The sequence below is a fragment of the Clostridium sp. UBA7503 genome (genome assembly GCF_002477055.1).
Classification (GTDB): Bacteria; Bacillota; Clostridia; order Clostridiales; family Clostridiaceae; genus Clostridium_J; species Clostridium_J sulfidigenes.
This window is the reverse complement of record NZ_DLNT01000041.1, coordinates 133-21,346: the sequence shown is the minus strand read 5'-3', so window position 1 is coordinate 21,346 and position 21,214 is coordinate 133. Positions and strand designations below refer to the sequence as shown.

12 protein-coding genes are annotated in these 21,214 nt (G+C 30.8%); 11 read left to right on the top strand and 1 reads right to left on the bottom strand.

Going from position 1 to position 21,214, the window contains the following annotated elements:
* Positions 1–402: 402 nt before the first annotated feature.
* The 9 genes from B3630_RS10760 to B3630_RS10720 all read left to right on the top strand — a co-directional run bounded on the left by B3630_RS10760 (position 403) and on the right by B3630_RS10720 (position 10,892).
* Complete coding sequence (locus tag B3630_RS10760; protein ID WP_346898016.1) at positions 403–1,761, top strand: sigma-54 interaction domain-containing protein; 1,359 nt, start codon at positions 403–405, stop codon at positions 1,759–1,761.
* Positions 1,762–2,084: 323 nt separating this feature from the next.
* Complete coding sequence (gene ord, locus B3630_RS10755) at positions 2,085–3,131, top strand: 2,4-diaminopentanoate dehydrogenase (protein WP_346898014.1); 1,047 nt, start codon at positions 2,085–2,087, stop codon at positions 3,129–3,131.
* A 38-nt stretch (positions 3,132–3,169) separates the two neighbouring features.
* Positions 3,170–3,466: a 2-amino-4-oxopentanoate thiolase subunit OrtA gene (gene ortA / locus B3630_RS10750; RefSeq protein ID WP_414633010.1), complete on the top strand. Its 297-nt coding sequence runs from the start codon at positions 3,170–3,172 to the stop codon at positions 3,464–3,466.
* A 24-nt stretch (positions 3,467–3,490) separates the two neighbouring features.
* A complete protein-coding gene (gene ortB, locus B3630_RS10745) occupies positions 3,491–4,903 on the top strand; it encodes a 2-amino-4-oxopentanoate thiolase subunit OrtB (protein ID WP_346898010.1) in 1,413 nt (470 codons plus the stop codon).
* Positions 4,904–4,974: 71 nt separating this feature from the next.
* Positions 4,975–5,337, top strand: a complete 363-nt coding sequence (locus tag B3630_RS10740; RefSeq protein WP_343824376.1) for an ornithine aminomutase subunit alpha — start codon at positions 4,975–4,977, stop codon at positions 5,335–5,337.
* Positions 5,337–7,517: a D-ornithine 4,5-aminomutase subunit OraE gene (gene oraE, locus B3630_RS10735; RefSeq protein WP_346898008.1), complete on the top strand. Its 2,181-nt coding sequence runs from the start codon at positions 5,337–5,339 to the stop codon at positions 7,515–7,517. The genes B3630_RS10740 and oraE overlap by 1 nt, the downstream gene beginning before the upstream one ends.
* Positions 7,518–7,684: 167 nt before the next feature.
* On the top strand, positions 7,685–9,013 hold the full coding sequence (locus tag B3630_RS10730) for a GlmL-related ornithine degradation protein (protein ID WP_346898006.1): 1,329 nt from the start codon (positions 7,685–7,687) through the stop codon (positions 9,011–9,013).
* A 45-nt stretch (positions 9,014–9,058) separates the two neighbouring features.
* Positions 9,059–10,213 (top strand): ornithine racemase Orr, encoded by a 1,155-nt coding sequence (gene orr, locus B3630_RS10725; RefSeq protein WP_346898004.1) that lies wholly within the window; start codon positions 9,059–9,061, stop codon positions 10,211–10,213.
* Between the two features lie 169 nt (positions 10,214–10,382).
* Complete coding sequence (locus B3630_RS10720) at positions 10,383–10,892, top strand: flavin reductase family protein (protein WP_346898002.1); 510 nt, start codon at positions 10,383–10,385, stop codon at positions 10,890–10,892.
* A gap of 212 nt (positions 10,893–11,104) precedes the next feature.
* On the opposite strand, the gene B3630_RS10715 is transcribed toward B3630_RS10720, so the two are convergent.
* Positions 11,105–11,371, bottom strand: a complete 267-nt coding sequence (locus B3630_RS10715; protein WP_346870997.1) for a DUF1294 domain-containing protein — start codon at positions 11,369–11,371, stop codon at positions 11,105–11,107.
* Between the two features lie 309 nt (positions 11,372–11,680).
* Between B3630_RS10715 and B3630_RS10710 the strand changes: the two genes are divergently transcribed.
* Both B3630_RS10710 and B3630_RS10705 read left to right on the top strand, forming a co-directional pair.
* Positions 11,681–19,492 (top strand): RHS repeat-associated core domain-containing protein, encoded by a 7,812-nt coding sequence (locus B3630_RS10710; protein ID WP_346898000.1) that lies wholly within the window; start codon positions 11,681–11,683, stop codon positions 19,490–19,492.
* Between the two features lie 514 nt (positions 19,493–20,006).
* Positions 20,007–20,639, top strand: coding sequence for a hypothetical protein (locus tag B3630_RS10705; RefSeq protein ID WP_346897998.1), 633 nt, complete (start codon positions 20,007–20,009; stop codon positions 20,637–20,639).
* Positions 20,640–21,214 lie beyond the last annotated feature (575 nt).

Here is a 21,214-nt window from a genome sequence, read left to right as displayed (position 1 = left end):
CCTTTTGTTATATTAGGTATCTGAAAATAAATAATAAGTCGAAGATGAGAAGTATATTTTGAGTTAGACAAGGAAACAGGTTCCGCAGATAGTAGCACTATCTAAGGATTCTGTTGACAAAGGATAACACAAAATAGACGAGGGTTCTGGCTTATTTATTTTTTGAAGATGCCTTAACTAAAACATATACAATATCTTATTATTAACATTCATCAAAGATATTATAGAACAAAAAACAAGATAATGTATAATTGTTAGAATAATAAATTTATTATATTACAATATTGTGTTAAATTTATTATATAGGCAAATATTATAAGGTTACAATAATCAAGGAAAACTTTCAATATGATATTGTTTTCAAGTTTAGGGTCAATTATAGAGATAGCTAAGGGGGATTTTATGGATAATGTAAATATATTATTAGAAAGTCTAATTAGTAACTTAAAAGAAGGAATTCACATAGTCGATAGTAAGGGGAAGACCATCTATTATAATCATGCCATGGAAAACATAGAAGGTATGAAAAGTGAAGAGGTTATGGGAAAGGAAATTCAAGAGTATCTTAGGGATATAGAACATTCAACTATATTAGGAAGTTTAAAAAGTGGACACACCTATAGGGATACTATACAAAACTATAGTAATGGAGCAGGAAAGATAATAACAAGTGTAAACTCTACTATTCCAGTAATGGTAGATGGAAAAGTTGAAGCAGTAATTGAGATAGCTAGAGATATGACACAAATAAAGAAATTAAATGAAACTATATGTCAATTAGAAAATAAAAGTAAATCAAAGAAAAATTATTATACCTTTAATGATATTATAGGAAGTAGTAAGGTACTAAATGAAGAGATATTAAAAAGTAAAAGAGCTAGTATATCTAATTCTTCAGTACTTATATATGGAGAAACTGGATGTGGTAAGGAACTATTTGCACAAGGTATACATTATGAAGGAATAAGAAGAGACAAGCCATTTATAGCTATTAACTGTGCTGCTATACCAAGTGCACTGTTAGAGGGAATGCTATTTGGAACAGTTAAAGGTAGTTTTACAGGAGCAGAAAATAAAAAAGGTCTTTTTGAAGAAGCTCATAGAGGAACTATTCTACTTGATGAAATAAATTCTATGGATCCATATTTACAATCAAAATTATTAAGAGTACTTCAAGATGGATATATAAGACCACTAGGAAGTAATAAGATTATTGATGTAGATGTGAGGATTATAGCAACAATAAATGAGGAAGCAGACAAACTTATAAGAGAGGGAAAGCTTAGAAAAGATTTTTATTATAGATTGAGTGTAATTAAAGTAATGATACCACCACTTAGAGAACGTAAAGAAGATATAAGCCAGTTATGTAATTTTTTTATAAACTATTATAATGGTATTTTATATAGAAATGTAAAAGGAATTAGTGAAGATATTATGGAGGGATTTTTAAATTATAGTTGGCCTGGAAATGTAAGAGAACTTAAGAATAATATAGAAAGTGCTATGAATATGGTTGAAGATGGAGAAATATTAACAAAGGAGTGCTTTGGTAATAAGATTAATTCTGTAGTAGAAGCAACTGCAAAAGAGGGATTTAAAGGAGATATCCCTTTAAATGAATATATAGATAGTCTTGAAAAAAATATAATAGAAAAAAGCTATAAAAAGAACAATAAAAACATAACAAAAACTTCAGAGGAATTAAAAATATCAAGGCAAAATCTTCAATATAAACTTAAAAAATATAAATTACTATAGTTAACTATTTTTTCTGGGGATATAATATAAACAATATGTTAATAAAAATAATAAATTAAATATTAAAAAGATTTAGAAATATGTATGCCTAAAATTCGGCAAAGCGTATGCAAATAATTTTTCATACGCTTTTTAAGTGGATAGAACCTAAGTAAATATAGAAAAATTTTTTGCGGTAAATTTTAAAAAGTGATGAAATTATATACATTTAACCTATTTAAAGTTATGAAAGTCTCTAAATAATGTATTTTCTTTGGCATGGGAATTGCTCTAGTAAAATATAGAATTTATAAAAATAATTTAATCACGAGGGGGATTTTACAATGGAAAATGTCAAGGTAGCAATTTGGGGCTTTGGAGCTATGGGAAGTGGAATGGCAAAAATGCTATTAACTAAAAAAGGTGTAGACATAATAGGGGTTTGTGATATGCACCCTGATAGAGCTGGGAAAAGTATTTTTCAAGTTTTGGGAGAAGAAAAAGGAGATAGGGAAGATGTAATAATAAAAGCTAACATAGATGAAGTATTAACAGAAAAATGCTGTGATATTTGTTTATGTGCAACAGATTCTTTCACAAAAAATGCTTTTCCAAAGTTGAAATCTGTACTTGAGAAGAAAATAAATGTTATTTCTACAGCAGAAGAAATGTCTTATCCTCAAGCTAAAAATCCTGAACTAGCTGCAGAGTTAAATAGAATTGCAAAGGAAAATGGAGTTACAATTCTTGGAACAGGTATAAATCCAGGATTAATCATGGATTTACTTGTTGTATGTTTAACAGGTTGTATGACTGAAGTAACTCATGTTGAAGCAAAGAGAGTAAATAGTTTATCACCATTTGGACCAGCGGTTATGGAAGAACAAGGAGTTGGGATGAAGGTTGAAAATTTTAATGCAGGAGTTAAGGATGGAAGTTTAGCAGGGCATGTTGGATTTATAGAATCTGTAAATATGATAGCTGATTCTATGGGTTGGAAAGTGGATAAGTTTGAACAACAAATGGCTCCAATAGTAACTACTGTAGATAGAAAGTCACCTTATGGCTTTGCAGCTGCTGGAGATGTTGCAGGTGTTAATATGACAGGTCAAGGATATGTTGATGGAGAAGTAAAAATAGATATGATTCATCCACAACAAATAGAACCTGAAATGGAAGGTACATTTACTGGAGATTACATCACAATAAAAGGTACACCAGAAGTTAATATGTCAATTAAGCCAGAGGTTGATGGTGGACTTGGAACAATTGCTATGTGCGTTAATATGATTCCACATGTAATTAATGCAAATCCAGGATTAAAAACTATGATAGATTTACCAGTACCAAGGGCTATAATGGGAGACTTTAGAAATTTCATAGATAGATAAACTTTATTTAATTATAGATATTTACTTCGGAGGTGAAGGTGTTGATTAAGAAGAACACATTTATTGAAATAGAAACAGTGGTATTACAATGTGAGGATAGATCGCCAGCAATTCCAGAAGATACAAAGAAAACTCCACTTAAAATGTGGGTTAGGGGTTTTGTAAATTCAGATTGTGAACTGGGTGATGAAGTTGAAATCACTACAACTATTGGAAGAACTATGAGAGGTATAGCTAAGGTGGTAGAACCTTCATATTCTCATAATTTTGGTAGATATGTAAGTGAAATAGCCTATATTGGAAAGCAAGCTAAGGAAATGATTTTCAATAAATAGTTATACAGAAAGTAGGTGATTGATATGAATAAGTACGAAGAGGTTATGAGCAGAAAAAATCAAATTATGATTAAGTCTGTAGGAATGGATTTTGACAAATATGAAAAGGGAAGTATAGCTTTTGATTATGAAGCAATGATGAGAGATATAGGATACTCCCTAAGTGATATTATGAAAATTCAACGAGAGGTAGGCGTTGGAAATACACCTCTCTTAGAATTAAGAAATATTACTGCCTTGGCAAGAAAGGTATCAAAGACTGGAAAAGCAGCTAGGATATTTGTTAAGGATGAAAGCTGCAATCCATCTGGAAGTTTTAAAGATAGAAGAGCATCTGTATCTGTGTATGATGCTAAGGAAAGAGGCTATAAGGGTGTAGCATCAGCTACTTCTGGAAATTATGGAGCAGCAGTAGCATCTCAAGCAGCTATGAAGGGGTTAAAATGTACCATAGTTCAAGAATGTTATGATTCTAAAAAAGTAGGACAACCGGAGATTATAGAGAAGGGTAGAAAGTGTGAATGGCTAGGGGCTGAAGTTTTACAATTAACAGTAGGACCAGAATTATTCTACACCTATCTAGAGACTTTAGAAGAAACGGGTTTTTATAATGCATCATTATATTCTGCTTATGGAATAGCTGGAGTTGAAACTTTAGGTTATGAGATAGCTACAGAATGTAGAGAGAGATTTGGAAAGGATCCAGAAGCTGTAGTAATTACCCATGCAGGTGGTGGAAATGTTACTGGTACTGCAAGAGGACTTATAAAGGCAGGAGCAAATAATACAAAAGTTATTGGAGCTTCTGTAAATTTACAAGGTCTTCATATGGCAAGTGATAAAGCATTTAATAGAAAATCCTTCACTACTGGACACACTGGATTTGGTATTCCATTCATGGTATGGCCAGATAGAAGTGACGTTCCAAGAAGTGCTGCAAGACCTCTTAGATATTTAGATAGATATGTAACCTTGCCACAAGGGGAAGTGTTCTACATGACTGAGCTTTTAGCACAGCTTGAAGGACTTGAAAGAGGACCAGCTGGAAATACTTCTTTAGCAGCAGCCTTTGTAATAGCTCAAGAGATGGAGGATGATGCAATTTTAGTAGTTCAGGAGACTGAGTATACTGGTGCCGGAAAGCATATAGTTCCACAATTAACCTTTGCAAAGGAAAATGGAATTAAAGTGCTTAGAGGTAATCCAATGGATGAAGTTCCAGGAGAAAATATTATACTTCCAGAGGATCCATCTTATTTGCAAATAGTTAATAAAGAGCTAGACGATTATAGAAAATCATTAATTAAAAACACAGTAAAGCTTTTAAAGGAAAAGGAAATTGGACAGGTAGATTTAGATTTCTTATGTGAGGAAACAAAACTTAGAAAAGAAACAGTAATAGATATTCTTAAAGAATTTGGGGTTAATGTGAAATAGAGTTAATAAGTAAATAGGGTAAAGATAAATAATGTGTGAAATAATAAGAAACCATTAGGGGGAGAGAAGTAGTGAAAAGAGAAGACGATTTTGAAGTAAGAAGAAAACATTTAGAAAGTTTAAGTGATGAAGAATTATATGAAAGGTTTTGGAAATTGACAGAAGAAATAGTAAATCCAATGGTGGATTTAGCATATGGAAATACATCATCCTCTATAGAAAGGTCAGTACTTCTTAGAATGGGTTTTTCAAGCATAGAATCTCAAGCTATAGTTCAAGAAGGCTTAAAATCAGGACTTCTTGGAAAAGGTATGGGAAACGTAGTTTTAAAATATGCAAAATTAAAGAGTGTGCCATATTTAGAAGCTGGTAGAGAACTTGGAGAAGGAAAAGGCTGGAATGAAGTAACTAATTTGTTTGGGGGGGATAAATAATGCTAGATATAAATAAGAAAATAGATGTAGCAGAAATACTTAAGGACTTAGATAGGTATGAACCTAAAAGAAGAGGTTGGCATTGGAGAGAAGAATATAAAGAGCCAATGGGAGAGTTTAAATATAAGGAAATATCAAAACCCCTAAAAAATAGTAAAGCACTTCCATCAGCAACCAGCTTTGCTAATATAGACCCTCAACCAAAAGCTGTAATAACTTCAGAAATAGCTTCAGGAAGATTTGAAGATGATATTAGAAGAATGAGAATGGCAGCTTGGCACGGTGCAGATCATATAATGGTTATAAGAACATCAGGACAAAGTCACTATGATAGTTTAATTGAAGGAAGTCCAGAAGGAACTGGTGGAGTTCCAATAACTAGGAAAGAAGTTAGAGCTACAAGAAAAGCTCTTGATATGATAGAGGAAGAAGTAGGAAGACCAATAAATTTCCACTCCTATGTATCAGGGGTTGCAGGTCCAGATATTGCTGTAATGTTTGCAGAAGAAGGAATAAATGGAGCTCACCAGGATCCTCAATATAATGTACTTTACAGAAACATAAATATGGTTAGATCCTTCGTTGATGCAGCAGTAGCAAAACATATAATGGCATGGGCTGATATTTTACAAATAGATGGAGCACATAATGCAAACGCAACTGCAATGAAGGGTTATAAGGTAATGCCTGAACTTATGGTTCAACATGCTATAAATTCAAAATTCTCTGAGAAGGTTGGTATGAAACAAAGCAATATATCACTATCTACAGTACCACCAACAGCACCACCAGCTCCATGTTTAAGATATGATTTACCTTATGCTGTAGCACTTAGAGACTTATTTAAGAACTATAAAATGAGAGCGCAGATGAACACAAAATATATGGCATCTTGTACTAGAGAAGCTACAGTAACCCATTCATTAAACTTGTTAATATCTGAACTTACTTCAGCAGATATTCAAAGTACAATCACTCCTGATGAAGGAAGAAATGTACCTTGGCATTATAATAATATCCATGCTGTAAATACAGCTAAGCAAGCTTTAATTGGTATGGATGGCTTAATGGATATGATAGAGCTTAAAAAGGATGGATATCTTCCAGAGAAGGTTAGAGAACTTAAGGAAAGAGCAGTATTATTCCTAGAGGAAATGATTGAAAATGGTGGATACTTCAAAGCAGTAGAAGATGGATTCTTTGTAGATTCAGGAGAATATCCAGAAAGAAATAGTGATGGTATTGTAAGAAAGATAGATGGAGGTATTGCTGTTGATACAGTAGTTCCAAGAGATAAAGAATACTTTGCTCCAGTATGTGCTCACTTTGGATATAATAATGTTCCAGAAGAATATAACAAACCATGTGATGCAATAGATGAATGTACATTATGTAATCATAGCAAAATAGTTTATATAGATGAACTTGATGAAGAAGACAATGTTAATGTAAGAATGGCTAAAAATAGTAAAGAGGAAGGAACTATAATTCCAGAAGTAGAGTGGAAGAATGATGGCTATGTATCTACAACATTATTCCTTACTGAAGAGGAAAATATAGCAGAGGCTGCAGCCCTTGAAATAGGAAGAAGAATGAATTTAACTGATGTAGAGGTTATTCATAAACAGGTTATGCAAGATGCAGAAGGTACTTTAGTAGAAATCAAAGGTAGAGTAAGCTTTGCAATTAAAAAAGATGAACTTAAGATTCCAGAAAAGCAAGAGCTTTTACCAGATGATGTAATGAGAGATTACGTTAAGAATAATCCTATTAGAGTGGTAGCTGCTACTGTTGGAGAAGATGAACACTCTGTTGGTCTAAGAGAAATTATAGATATTAAGCATGGTGGTATTGAAAGATATGGTATAGATGTAGTATATCTTGGAACTTCTTGTCCAGTAGAAAAGTTAATAGATGCAGCTATTGAGACAAAGGCTCAAGCTATAATAATGAGTACTATTATCACTCACAATGATGTACACACAAAGAACATGCAAAAGATTCATAATCTATGCATAGAAAAAGGTGTGAGAGACAAATTCATAATAGCTTGTGGAGGAACTCAAGTAACTAATGAAATTGCTGTAGCTCATGGTATGGATGCAGGCTTTGGTAGAGGAACTCATGGAAATAATGTTGCTTCCTTTATCATTGAAACCTTAATAAAAAAAGAACAATAATAATTTGAAGATTTATTATTAGATAAACTATATTAAATAATAATAAAATATATGATATTTATATAAAGTACTGGGGGTGTCTCAAATAATTAAACTAAGTTTACCTTAAGGATAGATTAATGCTTAGTAAAATTTTGAGGTATCCCCTTTAAACTAGGAGGGAAGCTATGAGAGTTGAATATTTAATAGCGGAAATCGGAAGTACAACCACTGTAGTAACAGCCTTTAATTTTAAAAAAGGAGTTGAGGTTGTAGGACAAGGTAAGGCCTTTACTTCTGTTTTACAAGGTGATGTAACCATTGGACTTAGAAATGCAATTAATGAAATGGAGGAACAGCTAGGAGAATCCATTGAATATGACAGGATGATAGGTACTAGTAGCGCTGCAGGAGGCTTAAAAATAACTGTTCATGGATTAGTACAAGATATGACAGTTAAAGCTGCAAAGGAAGCAGCCTTAGGCGCAGGCGGAATTATAAAAATGGTAACAGCAGGTAGGCTTAGAAGAACGGATATTAAAAAAATAAAAGAAATAAATCCTAATCTTATAATGATTGCAGGTGGTACAGACTATGGAGAGAGGGAAACTGCCTTAGACAATGCTGAGATTATAAGAGATGCTGAGCTGAATATCCCTGTGGTTTATTGTGGTAATATAGCTAACCAAGAGGAAATAAAAGAGATATTTGAAGGTAGAGAGCTTTATGTAATAGATAATGTATATCCTAGGGTAGATGAATTAAATGTGGAGCCTGCTAGAGGAATAATTCAAGATGCTTTTGAAGTAAATATTGTTAAAGCAGGTGGTATGGATAAAATTAAGGAAATGGTGGATGGAGCTATAATGCCAACCCCTGGAGCTGTAATGGAAGCTACAAAGTTACTCTATGAAATAATCGGTGATGTAATAGTGGTGGATGTTGGAGGAGCTACTACAGATGTTCACTCGGTAACAGAAGGTAGTGTGGAAATTTTAGATATATTAGTGACTCCAGAACCAAAAGCAAAGCGTACCGTAGAAGGTGATTTAGGGGTATATGTAAATAGAGAAAATGTATTAGAGCTTTTACAAGCATACGAATTAGAAGGAAGAATTAAAGATAGTATAAGGAATTTCATTAAGCCTATTCCAACTACAGAAGAAGAGAAATATTGGAGTAGGATACTTACTCAAAAAGCTGTAAACACTGCCATAGATAGACATGTAGGGCAAATTAAAAGAGTATACAATTCAGGAAGAAAGTTTAGTGCCTATGGAAAGGATTTATCAATGGTTAAATATATCATAGGTACAGGGGGTGCTCTAACTAGGTTAGGTAAAGGCAAGGAAATGCTAGAGAGTATAAAGGATGTTAAGGGAGACATTACCATGCGTCCAACAAAAGAGGCAAAGGTACTCCTAGATAATATGTATATCATGGCCTGTGCTGGAGTTTTAAGTAGAGAAAATAAAGAAGCTGCAATAGAATTGCTTAAAGCTAGTTTAAATTTATAATAACAAATTAAATTTTTAGTTTCTGTAAAGGAGGAGAGTTAGAGAATGGAAAAATGTTATTCAGAAGTAGAATTAAATCAAGAAAATTTAACTTATAATACTGCCCTTGAACAAGAGTTATGGAAAGAAGAAGAAAAGGATAGATATCCTAGGATTGATATTGATTTAAAAAAATTAACTTACAATACTAAATTTTTATTAAATATGTGCAATGGAAAGATGATAGATATGGCTGTAGTAACTAAGGTATTTTGCTCACACCCTGATATAGTTAAAGGTGTTTTAGATGCGGGGGTAAAAACCATAGGAGATTCAAGAGTAGCTAATTTAAAAAAGATAGCAAATTTAAATTGTGAAAAGCTACTTCTTAGAATTCCAGCTCTTAGTGAAGTAAGAGAAGTAATCATGTATAGTGATATTTCCCTTAATTCAGAGATAGATACAATTAAGGCATTATCAAAGGAAGCTATAAGAGCTAAGAAAACTCATAAAATAATTTTAATGGTGGATTTAGGCGATTTAAGGGAAGGTGTTTTAGAGAAAGATGCACTAGAAATGTCCAGGGAAATTATTAAGTTGCCCAATATAAAGCTTATGGGGATAGGAACAAATTTAACTTGCTATGGAGGAGTAATACCTGATGAAGTAAATTTAGGAAGTTTACTTAAAATAAAAAACACCATAGAAGAAGAATTAAATATTAAGATGCCTATAGTATCAGGAGGAAATTCTAGTAGTTTATATATGGTAATGAATGAAACTATTCCAGAAGGAATTAATAATTTAAGACTTGGGGAATCAGTGGCTTTAGGAAGAGAAACCGCTTATGGAAGAGATATTCCAGGAATGTTTAAAGATGTGTTTACTTTAAGAGGTGAAATTATAGAAATTAAGGATAAGCCATCGGTACCAATAGGAAATATTGGTATGGATGCCTTTGGAGAGGTTCCAACCTTTAAGGATAGAGGAACAATAAAAAGAGCTATAATTTCAATGGGAAGACAAGATGTAAAAATTGATGGAATAATTCCTAGAGATGAAAAAATAATAATATTAGGTGGCAGTAGTGATCATCTTTTATTAGATGTAACGGAAAGTGAAGCTGACTACAGAGTTGGTGATATAATTTCTTTTGATGTAGATTATGGAGCACTATTATCTTCAATGACCTCATCCTATATAAATAAATTTATTCTGTAAGTATAATGGAATATCTCAAATATAAATGATTTTGAGATATTCTTTTATTATATTATCATTGTGAAAATGAAAAATATCTCTAAATTCTTATATTTATAATTTAATAGGTGTATAATATAAGAAAGAATAGTAATAGTGAAAAAAATATAAAAATGAGGAGAGGATTCCAATGGTTGATTTTAAAATTTTTACTGAAGACTTAAATGTAGCAGTAAGGAATCTACATGAAAAAGGTGCCTTTTTAACTGTAAAGGCTGGAGATGAAGTTAATACTATGACAATAGGGTGGGGAAATGTTGGATTCCAATGGGGAAAACCTATATTTACAGTGCTAGTAAGAAAGCATAGACATACCTTTTCTATTATAGAAAAAACTGATAACTTTACTGTAACAATTCCTCTTGATGATGGCTTAAAGGAGGAAATTAAATTCTGCGGTACTAAATCAGGAAGAGATTATGATAAATTTAAGGAATGTAATTTAAAACTAATTCCAGCTAAAACTGTAGATACTCCAATAATAGAAAAATCTAATGTATTGACTTATGAATGTAAAATAGTTTATAAACAAGAAATGAATCCAGAGTTTTTATCTGATGCAATAAAGAGCTCAAGTTATCCAGCAGAGGACTATCATGTGTTATATGTAGGTGAAGTAGAAGCTTGCTATAAACTATAGAATTGCATTTTAAATCGAATTAATGGCTTCCTATATAAATATTTGTATAGGAAGCTATTTTTATATGGAACTATAAAAATAGTTAACTATGAAGCTATTAAACTATATAACTAGTTAACTATTTGTTCTATTCATGCGGGTTCCAGGGTTTTATCATATAATACCAGTGAAAACACAATGAAAGTTCAAGGATTATGAAGCCATTTCTATAATTATAAACTGCTAAAATAAGTTAATATAGCTATTTGTATAACAAGGATAAGAGGAATACCAATAGTGAATTTTTTATGCTTAGTTTTATGTCTAAAAGTGCTCATACCAGCTAACATACCAATGGAACCTCCTATTATAGATATACAGATAAGAGCTTTTTCGCTAACTCTCCATTGCCTTTTTATTGCCTTTCTTTTATCTATTAACATTATAAAAAATCCAATTAGGTTTATTACTATTAAATATAAAATAAAATTATTAAACATAAGACCTCCTAAAGTATTTATATATTTAATTTATATTATATAAAAATAAAAAGCAATAAAGATATATTTATTTTAATGAGTTGTATTAGTTAAAATTACAACGTAAATAACTCTCATCCATTGTTCAATTTAGTAATAAAATACAACTAATTATTTAGGATAAAATGTATTTTATAGTTAAATAGTTATTCAAATATACAAAATGTGCATGAAAGTATCAATTTCACACATGAAAGTTCATGGAAATAAAAAGGAAAAAGATGAAATTTGTAGAATTATAGTTTGTAATAAATATTTGGGGGGATAATTTTGACGAAATTTTATAAAAACGTATGTAAATTACTTATAATTACATTATTGGTAACAATGACACCGATAAATGCAATTATAGTAAGTGCTACGGATGACACAGAAGAAATGACTACTAATCAAAATCAGGAGGCAGAAATAGTTAGAGAACTTGAAGAGAAGAGAGAGGAGAATACAAAGTACTTTTTAAAAGACGATGGAACTTATGAAGCAATATTATATGAAGAACCTATACACTATTTAAAAAATGGCAAATGGGTAGATATCAATAATTCATTGCATGATAAAGGGAATTATTATGAAAATAAAGAAAATGAATTCACTGTTAGGATAGGTAAAAATGCTAGTGATAAAGAGCTTATTTCTGTATCAAAGGATAAGTATAAAATATGGTGGAACATAGGTGTTGGTATCGGAGAAAAATTAGAAGAAGTACCAGCATCAGATGATAAAGGTGTTGAAGAAGAAAAACCAACTATAGATAATAAGAAAAACGAAGAAACAGAAAAGCCATCAACAGAGGATAAACCAAGTGAGGAAAGTGAAAAACCATCAGATGATGATAAACAAGAAGGGGAAATAGATAATCCACCTTTAGATGGCAAAACAGAGGGTGAAACAGAATCACCATCTACTGAAGACAAAAAAGGTGGAGAAACAGAAAAACCAACTACAAATGAAGAAATAAAGGATAGAATAGATGATTCACCTATTGATAGTGAAACTACTAAATTAAAAAAGAAAACTAATTTAATAGGAAAAGTATCAAAAAATACTACAATAGATAAAACTTTAAATAAAGAAGAAGAAAAAGTTAAAGAGAATAAAGAGAAAGAAGAAAAAAAAGATTCAAATAAAGATGAGAAAGTAAGTAAAGAAACTAAAGAAAATAATAAAGATGATATTAATGGAGATGTAAAAAGATCTAATAGTAGTGATAAAAATAAGAATAAAGATGATGATAAATTAAATAGAAATAGGATAATAAAAAATATAAGCAAACTAAGTAAAGCATCAGTAGAAAATACAGATATAAATAAAGTTATTGATGAAATGGTGAAACAACAACTTGGAGGTAATAGAAGGGCAAAAAGATCAATTAGTAATAATAAGAGTTTAAGAGATAAGATTAAAAAGGAAATTGATAAGAAGTTTTTACCTAATGTTAAATCAAGTGTAGAATTTAAGTCTATTTACGAAAATATTGACTTAGAGTATAAATTAATAGGAAAAACAGTAAAGGAAAATATAATATTAAATGAAAAAATAGATAATCCCTCAATTTTGTTTAATTTGAATATAGAAAATCTAAAACCTAGAGTTGAAGGAAATATAATTATATTTGAAGACCTAGAGACTGGAGCTGAAGTATTCCAACTAGATAAGCCTTTTATGTATGATGCAAAGGGAGAAATATCTGAGGATATTGAGCTAATATTCAAAGAAGCAGAAGAAGGAGGATATACATTAGAGATAGTTCCAAATAATGAATGGATTAATGATGACAAAAGAGAATTTCCAATTACAGTAGACCCAATAGTTAGAACAGATACTAACACTAATTATATAGAAGATACTTTTGTAGCATCAACGGATACTGAAAATAAATGGAACAACTTATTTCTTAGAGTTGGAAATGTTCAAACCGTAGGAACTACAGAGACATATGTTAAATTTACTAAATTACCTAAATTAAATGCTGGGGATATGGTAGTCGATGCAGAATTAGCATTATTTAAGATAAATGAAAAAAGTGGAACTGATGGACAAATAAATGCATATGAAGTTTCTAGCCCATGGGAGGCAACATCAAGTAAGGGCATAATATGGAAAACTAAACCTGGAGTTGAAAGTAGAATACTAGATATACAAACTGTTAAAAATGGTTGGTACTCCTGGAATGTAACTAAAGCTGTAAAAAACTGGTACACAAAAGGAAATAATTATGGTATAGCTTTAAAAAGAGATAAACCTACATCCGGAAATACTGCTTTTTTATCTTCAGATTGTCATAGTGCTTATAGTTCTGGATGGCCATTAGTATCAATTCGATATGTTAATAATACAGGATTGGAGAACTACTGGACATATCATTCACAGGATATGGGAAGAAGTGGAATAGGATATATTAATGATTATAATGGTAATGTTGTTTTTACCCATAATGATTATACAGCCTCAGATAGTAGGTTAGCATTGAAAATTGAACATGTTTATAATAGTAATGATAAAAGCATTGATATAGGGTACGGAAAAGGGTGGAAACTCAACATTCAACAAAGGATAACAGAAGAAGTAATAAGTGGTAAAACCTATTATAAATACTTTGATAGTGATGGAACTAATCATTATTTTTATTATGATTCAGCATCTAAAACTTATAAATGTGAAAGTCTTGAAGGTATTAAATTCTCTAAAAATAGTGATGGAAGCTATATGATTACGGATAAAGATAGAAATAAATTATATTTTGTTCCTGGTGGGTATCTTAAAACTATTACAGATACTACTAATAATACTAACACTATACTTTATGATGGAACTAGAATAAGTGGAGTTCAGGATAGCACAGGTAGAACTACACTTTTACAATATACATCAGGTGGAACGTTAATTGGTATCACTGATCCAGCTGGAAGAAAAATTAGCTATGCTTATAATGGTATACAATTAAGCAGAATAACTTATCCAGATGGTAAGGCATCTTATTATACTTATGAAGGTAATAACAATTTATCTTCTGTTAAAAGTTTAGATGGTGCTAAATTGCTCTATACCTATTATGAAGGTTCTACTTCAAGAGTTAAAACTGCTACTTATATAGATACAGCTGGGGCACAGGGGCAAAGTCTAGCCTTTAAATATAGGTATAATGAAACTGAAATAAAGGATGCTAAAGGTAGAACTAATACTTATCAATTTAACAATGGAGGAAATACAATATCTATTAAAGATTCCAATGGAAGTGCACAATATTATAAGTATAATACTAATGAAAAAGCAAAAAATAGATTAGAGCTGGAATCTAAAGTTCAAAAGACAAGCAATAATTATTTAATGAACCATAATTGCGAGTTAAAGGATAAATATTGGGCAAGTGACTATTGGACAGGTTCTGCAGGTACTAATGAATTTACTACTACAAAAGCTAACATGGGAAGATATTCATTAAAGGTAAATATGACAAATAAAACTAGTAGAAAATTTTATAGTCAAGCTGTTACCTTAGAAAAGGGTAAGACTTATACTTTTTCAGGGTATGTATCTACTAATGGAGTAAGTAGTACAAATAAAAAGGGTGCAGCTTTATTTGTAAATTATCAGAATAGTACCGGATCATATGCAACAATAGAATCTAAACATATAAGTGGAACTACCGGATGGAATAGAGAGTCAGTTACATTTACACTACCAGCAGATTCAAAATCTAACATTGTATATATTAGATGTGGAGTAATTGAAGAAACAGGAACTGCATATTTTGACAATCTACAAGTGGAGGATGGAAAGATTGCAAATAAATACAACATGGTAGAAAATGCAAATTTTGTAGAAAATGGAGTTGGTAGTACTACTTTTTGGACTGCTGGTGAATGGGAAAGTAGTAATGGACTATTTACAACTAAAGATTCAACTTATCCAACAAGTTTAGATAAGATAAACTCTGTTTATAAGATATCAGGTAATCCTAGTAAAAATAAAAATGTGTATCAAACTATAAATGTATCAGGTAAAAAAGATGATGTTTTTGTAGCATCTGGTTGGGCAAAGGGAGGATCTCTTCCAGTAGATGTTAGTGGGAGATATTTTGCTTTAGATGTTGGAATAAGAAGAACTGATGGATCATATCAGTGGGCAGTTATACCATTTAATGAAGATTCATATACTTGGCAATATGTATCTGGAAGGGTTAAAGCAGATAGTGATTATACAAGCATAAATATATATGGTCTTTATTATAAAAATGATAATAATGCTTACTTTGATGGTTTTCAGCTATGCAAAGAAGAGTTTGGTGAAAGTTTCCAATATGATGATAAAGGTAACATTATATCTACAGAAGATTTAGTGAAACAGCAAACTGATTATAAGTATGATGGGGAAGATAAATTAACTTCGGTTAAAGATCCTAAAGGAAATACTACTAAGTATTCATACGATAGTAATAGAAATTTAATTCAAACTACTACAGCTGAAAATGTTGTAAGTTCTTTTATCTATGATAATTACGGTAATTCTGTATCATCAAAGATATCTGGCAGTGGATTATTTATGGAAAGCAGTAATATTTCAAGTGATACTGCGGGATATACAAAGAGAACTATAGATACTAGTGGAAATCAAATACTTAATGTATATAGTGAATCTAAGGATACGTTAGATGTAACAATTAATTCAGAGGGAGTTGCTACTTATTATGGATACGATGAGACAGATAAGTTAGTAAACACAACTGGATATAAAAATTATGGGGATATAAGGAAGGCTGAAACTTTTCTTATCAATGGTAACAGTAGTGGAGATTTAGGCAGTAGGGCACTTCATATGGGCGCTGCTCCAGTTAAAGATAGCAAAGGGCACTATACTTTTAAAATTCAAGATGGTGGAGGAATACTATATAATTTAGGATTAAGTAAAAATAAAGGTACAATGGCCATGAAATTTAAGACCTATAGTAGCGGTAATCTTAGATATTTACTTCATAGTACATCTCCTAATAGCGGGTTATTTGGATTATATATAACACCTAGTAATAAAGTATGTTTAGCCTTTAAAGATAGTAGTGGTAATTGGAAAGAAGCAATTATATCAGATAAAGCTGTCAATGCTAATACTTGGTATTCTACAATAGTTCAATGGGAAAATACATCTTCAGGGTTAAAAGCTTCTTTAATAGTAGACGATGAAGTAAAAAGCACTACAGTTTCAAGCTTAAGAGACTTTACAGGTGGTAAAGTAATGATTGGTGCTAACTATATAAGGGAAGCGGCATTAAATGGAGAGGTGGAAGAATTATACTGTTCTACAGGTGTGGACAATTTAACAGAACTAAAGCAGCATTATAATAAATTGAAGAGTGGTAACTATGGATACTACAAAAATTGGGATGAATATGTTCCTTTAAGAGGAAATTCTTCAAGTATTAATGGACTTAGAGCACTTACAGATAAGAGCAAGTATGATTCATCTAATGAGTTAACTATGCAAGCTACAGGAGGCAGATATGCTAACTATAGTAGTGGAATAAGGGACAACTCAGGAACAATGAATCTTTGGCTTAAACCTAGTGTAAGTACTAGTACAAGATATATATTTTCTGGAACAACTAGAGAAAATATTGGTGTGATAGAGGCATATTTAGCTTCGGATAATAAAGTAAAGTTATCTGTTAAGAATAGTAGTGGAAATATTGTAGACATAATAACATCAAATACAGCTGTAACCACAGGACAATGGAATATGTTAACAATATCTTGGAATAAAAGCGGAACAACTCTTACAACCAATATGTATATTAATGGAAATAAAGAGAAATCAGCTTCAGGTACCTATAAAGATTTTTCAGGAGCTAATATATGTATAGGTCAAAAATTATCTGGTAGTTCAATAGAAGGAAATCTAGATGAACTCATACTTTCAAGCAAATGCTATGATGACAATACTGTAAAATCAATGTATACTAAAGGCAGAGGAAAAGTAACTGCTAGGGTAGGACAGAACAACTATACTTATAATAATGATAGATTATCAAAGGTTTCTAGCAATAGTACAAGCTACAACTTTACCTATGATGGAAATGGAAATCAGAAATCTGTAGCAGTGGGGAGTAGCACTTTAATAACCAATAACTATGATAATGTATCAGGTGTATTAAAAAATGCTACCTATGGAAATGGCAATACAGTAGCCTACGGTTATGATAATTTAAATAGGGTAACTAGTAAAACCTTAGATGGTAAGACAGCTTCAAAATATACCTATGATAATTCTGGAAATTTAGCTATATCCCAGGATTTAAAAAGCGGAATTACTAATAAATACACCTATGACTTAGCAGACAGACTAGTAAAAACAGAGGATTCAAATGGAAACTGGTTTAAATATGATTATGATAAGACTGATAAAACTAGTAAAAAAGAAAACTATATAGCAGGAAAATCATATTCCACAAGCTTTAATTTTGATAAAGACGGAAAAACTACTAAAGTAGCACTACCATCAGGAAAAAGTTTAGCTTATAGCTATGATACTATAGGACGAACTAAATCTAAAATATTAAACCTAGATAATAGCAAAACATTTAATACAGAGTATGAATACAAAGCTGGTTATGCAGGTTCAACAACTTCAATGGTATCATCAATAAAAAATGGCAATAGTGAAATAAAATATACCTATGATGCTTTAGGAAGAATTGAAACTGTAAATAATGGTAAAGTAATAAAGTATTATTATGATAGTTTAGGACAGGTTGTAAGAGAAGATAATGGAGAACTTAATAAAACTCTAGCCTATACCTATGATCAAAGTGGGAACATTCTAAAGGTTTTAGAATATGCACTAATAAGTAACGCAACACTAGGAGCAGCAACTAAAGCTGTAGATTATAGCTATGGTGATAATAATTGGAAGGATAAGTTAACCTCTTATAATGGAAAAGCCATAACCTATGATGCCATAGGAAATCCATTAACTTATGATGGCTACACCTTTAAATGGGAAGGTGGAAGAACATTATCCTCGATTACAGGAAATAGTAAAGACATTAGTTATAAGTATAATAGTGATGGAATAAGAACAGAAAAAACAGTAAATGGAGTGAACTATAAGTATACATTAGAGGGAAGTAACGTAGTTTATGAAGAAATAACTAATGGGAGTGCTGTAGATAAGATAGTATATAATTATGGTGATAATGGTTTAGTAGGCTTTACTCTAAATGGTAAAGAGTATTTCTACATTAGAAATGCCCAGAGTGATATCATAGGAATACTAGATTCTAATGGAACTCAAGTTGTTTCTTATATTTATGACACCTGGGGCAAATTAATATCTATAACAGGAGATAAGGCATTAGGAGAAAAGAATCCTTATAGATATAGAGGCTATAGATACGATACAGAGACTGGATATTATTACTTGCAATCAAGATATTATAATCCTGAGTGGGGAAGATTTTTGAATGCAGATGGAGTAGTATCTACAGGACAAGGATTCATTGGGTATAATATGTTTGCTTATTGTTTAAATAATCCTGTAAATACCGCTGATCCTAATGGCTTTAGACCTATATATACTCAAGGTGAAGAAACTGAGAAAATGAGAGAAGCGTCTTACCAAGCAGTTAAGAAAATGTATATAAATAAGCATAATTATAAGTTAAACAATTGGTATAGACCACCGAATATAGATTATAAAACATTTTATTCAGATATTGAGGTATTAAAGTTTTCTATAAATAAACCTGAATCATTTCTTAAAGTTCTTCTAATAGGAGGAGAAGCGGGATTAGCAAAAGTGTATAAGGAATATAAATACTTTGGTTGGTATCTAGACACGCCACATATTGATAGTGCAATTGGATTAGATATTTCTTGGGATAATTTTATAGTTTCTGCATATGGAAAATTAGCGTTAATTGAAGGTGGAGCTTCAGTTTATATTCCCATTCCATTTACTAAAAGAAAACTTGAAATAGGAGGAGCTGTCGATATGTTCTCTATTGGGGGAGGAGTTGGAATATATGATAATAAATTTAAAATTGGAGCACATTTAGGGTATGGATATGATCTTTTTTTAGGAATTAAATAAATCTATAGTATAAACTTATTTAATTCATCGAAATGATAGCGAGGACATTTTATATTTGTTTTGTTCATTGTTCTTCTCTCCTTTTTGGGGGGATAATTAGTTCTAGGTAAACATATTATATTTCCAAGGGTTGAGAAGTTCAATGTTCATATAACTTAACAGAACATAAAATATAGTGAGGAGAGGAAATATGAATAAAATTATAAAATTTAAATATATATATATTTTATTACCACTAACATATTTTTTTGTTTCTTTTGCAATTTCCCTTAATTATTATTTAATTGGTGATATGAAAAAAGTAAATAAAACAATTATATCAACTTTTATATTTACATTAGTATTTGTTATCTTATGGTCAATAATCATGTCTTCACTGGGATATGATTATATATTGGATAGCATATTCGGGTTGTTCTATATTTATACTGTGAGTACAATTTTTAGTATTTACCTTATAAAGTGCCAAAAGGATTATATAGAAAAGATTAAGTATGACAAATAAGGGGATATTATGAAGTTAATTACACAAAATACATGTGATAGACCGAATTACAAGTATAGTATATATACAGAAACACAGCTAATTTATAGAGTAGAAGCAACTAAAGGAACTTTTGCAAGTTTATGCAAGATAATAGTATACGATAAGTATGGTATCGAATTATATAATGTAGCTCAGAAAAATTTTAATAAGATTATTTTAAGATTAATACCTTTTATGAGTTTTTTTAAATTTAGCGTCTGTCCATTTGAGGTATACAAGGATGATATTCGTGTGGGAAGTATACATGAAAAATCTAATGGTGGATGCAATATTATTGCAGATATAAATGGCATTGATTATGAAATTATTGAGCAAACTGAAAAATATGTTCATATATTTAAAGAAAATGAACAAGTAGGCTTAATAGAAAGAATAAATTCATCCATTAACAATGCATATGATTATATAATCTTACTTAATAAAAATATTCCAAGCGAAATAGTTACTATATTTTCAATTATAGTAGATTTAACATGGAACTATGGATGTAGAAGAAATGATATAAATTTTTATAATGGAATAAAGACTAACTATCATGAGAAACGTTGGAATTTACAGGGGAAAAATTTGAATAAAAACTGGACACCTAAAGAAGAATAGATAGTTAGTGATATAATTATGTAAAATTGCTTTTTAAGAAGAATTAATAATTGCTGTGTTATTTATTATATGGAAATGTATATAAGATTTTAAATACCCTATAGAGTAATTTACTACAAAACTACTCTGTAGGATATTTTTATATGTAAATATAATGGAAAATTGTTTTTGTAAATCTTAGTCTATACCTATGATGCCATAGGAAATCCATTAACTTATGATGGTTATACCCTTAAATGGGAAGGTGGAAGAACATTATCATCTATAACAGGAAATAGTAAAAACATTAGTTATTAAGTGATTCTTAGCTTCAGAGGTAGTAGAATATCCTTACTACCTCTGAATGTTAGAAGAACTTATCCAGGGTCGTGTCGGCTCTTATCGCCACATTGTATAAGGGTGGAGTGTTAGAGTCGCTAGACATCGGATAAGTATAATAGTGATGGAATAAGAACAGAAAAAACAGTAAATGGAGTAAACTATAAGTACACACTAGAAGGAAGTAACGTAGTATATGAAGAAATAACTAATGGAAGTAAAGTAGATAGGATTTTATATAACTATGGAGATAAAGG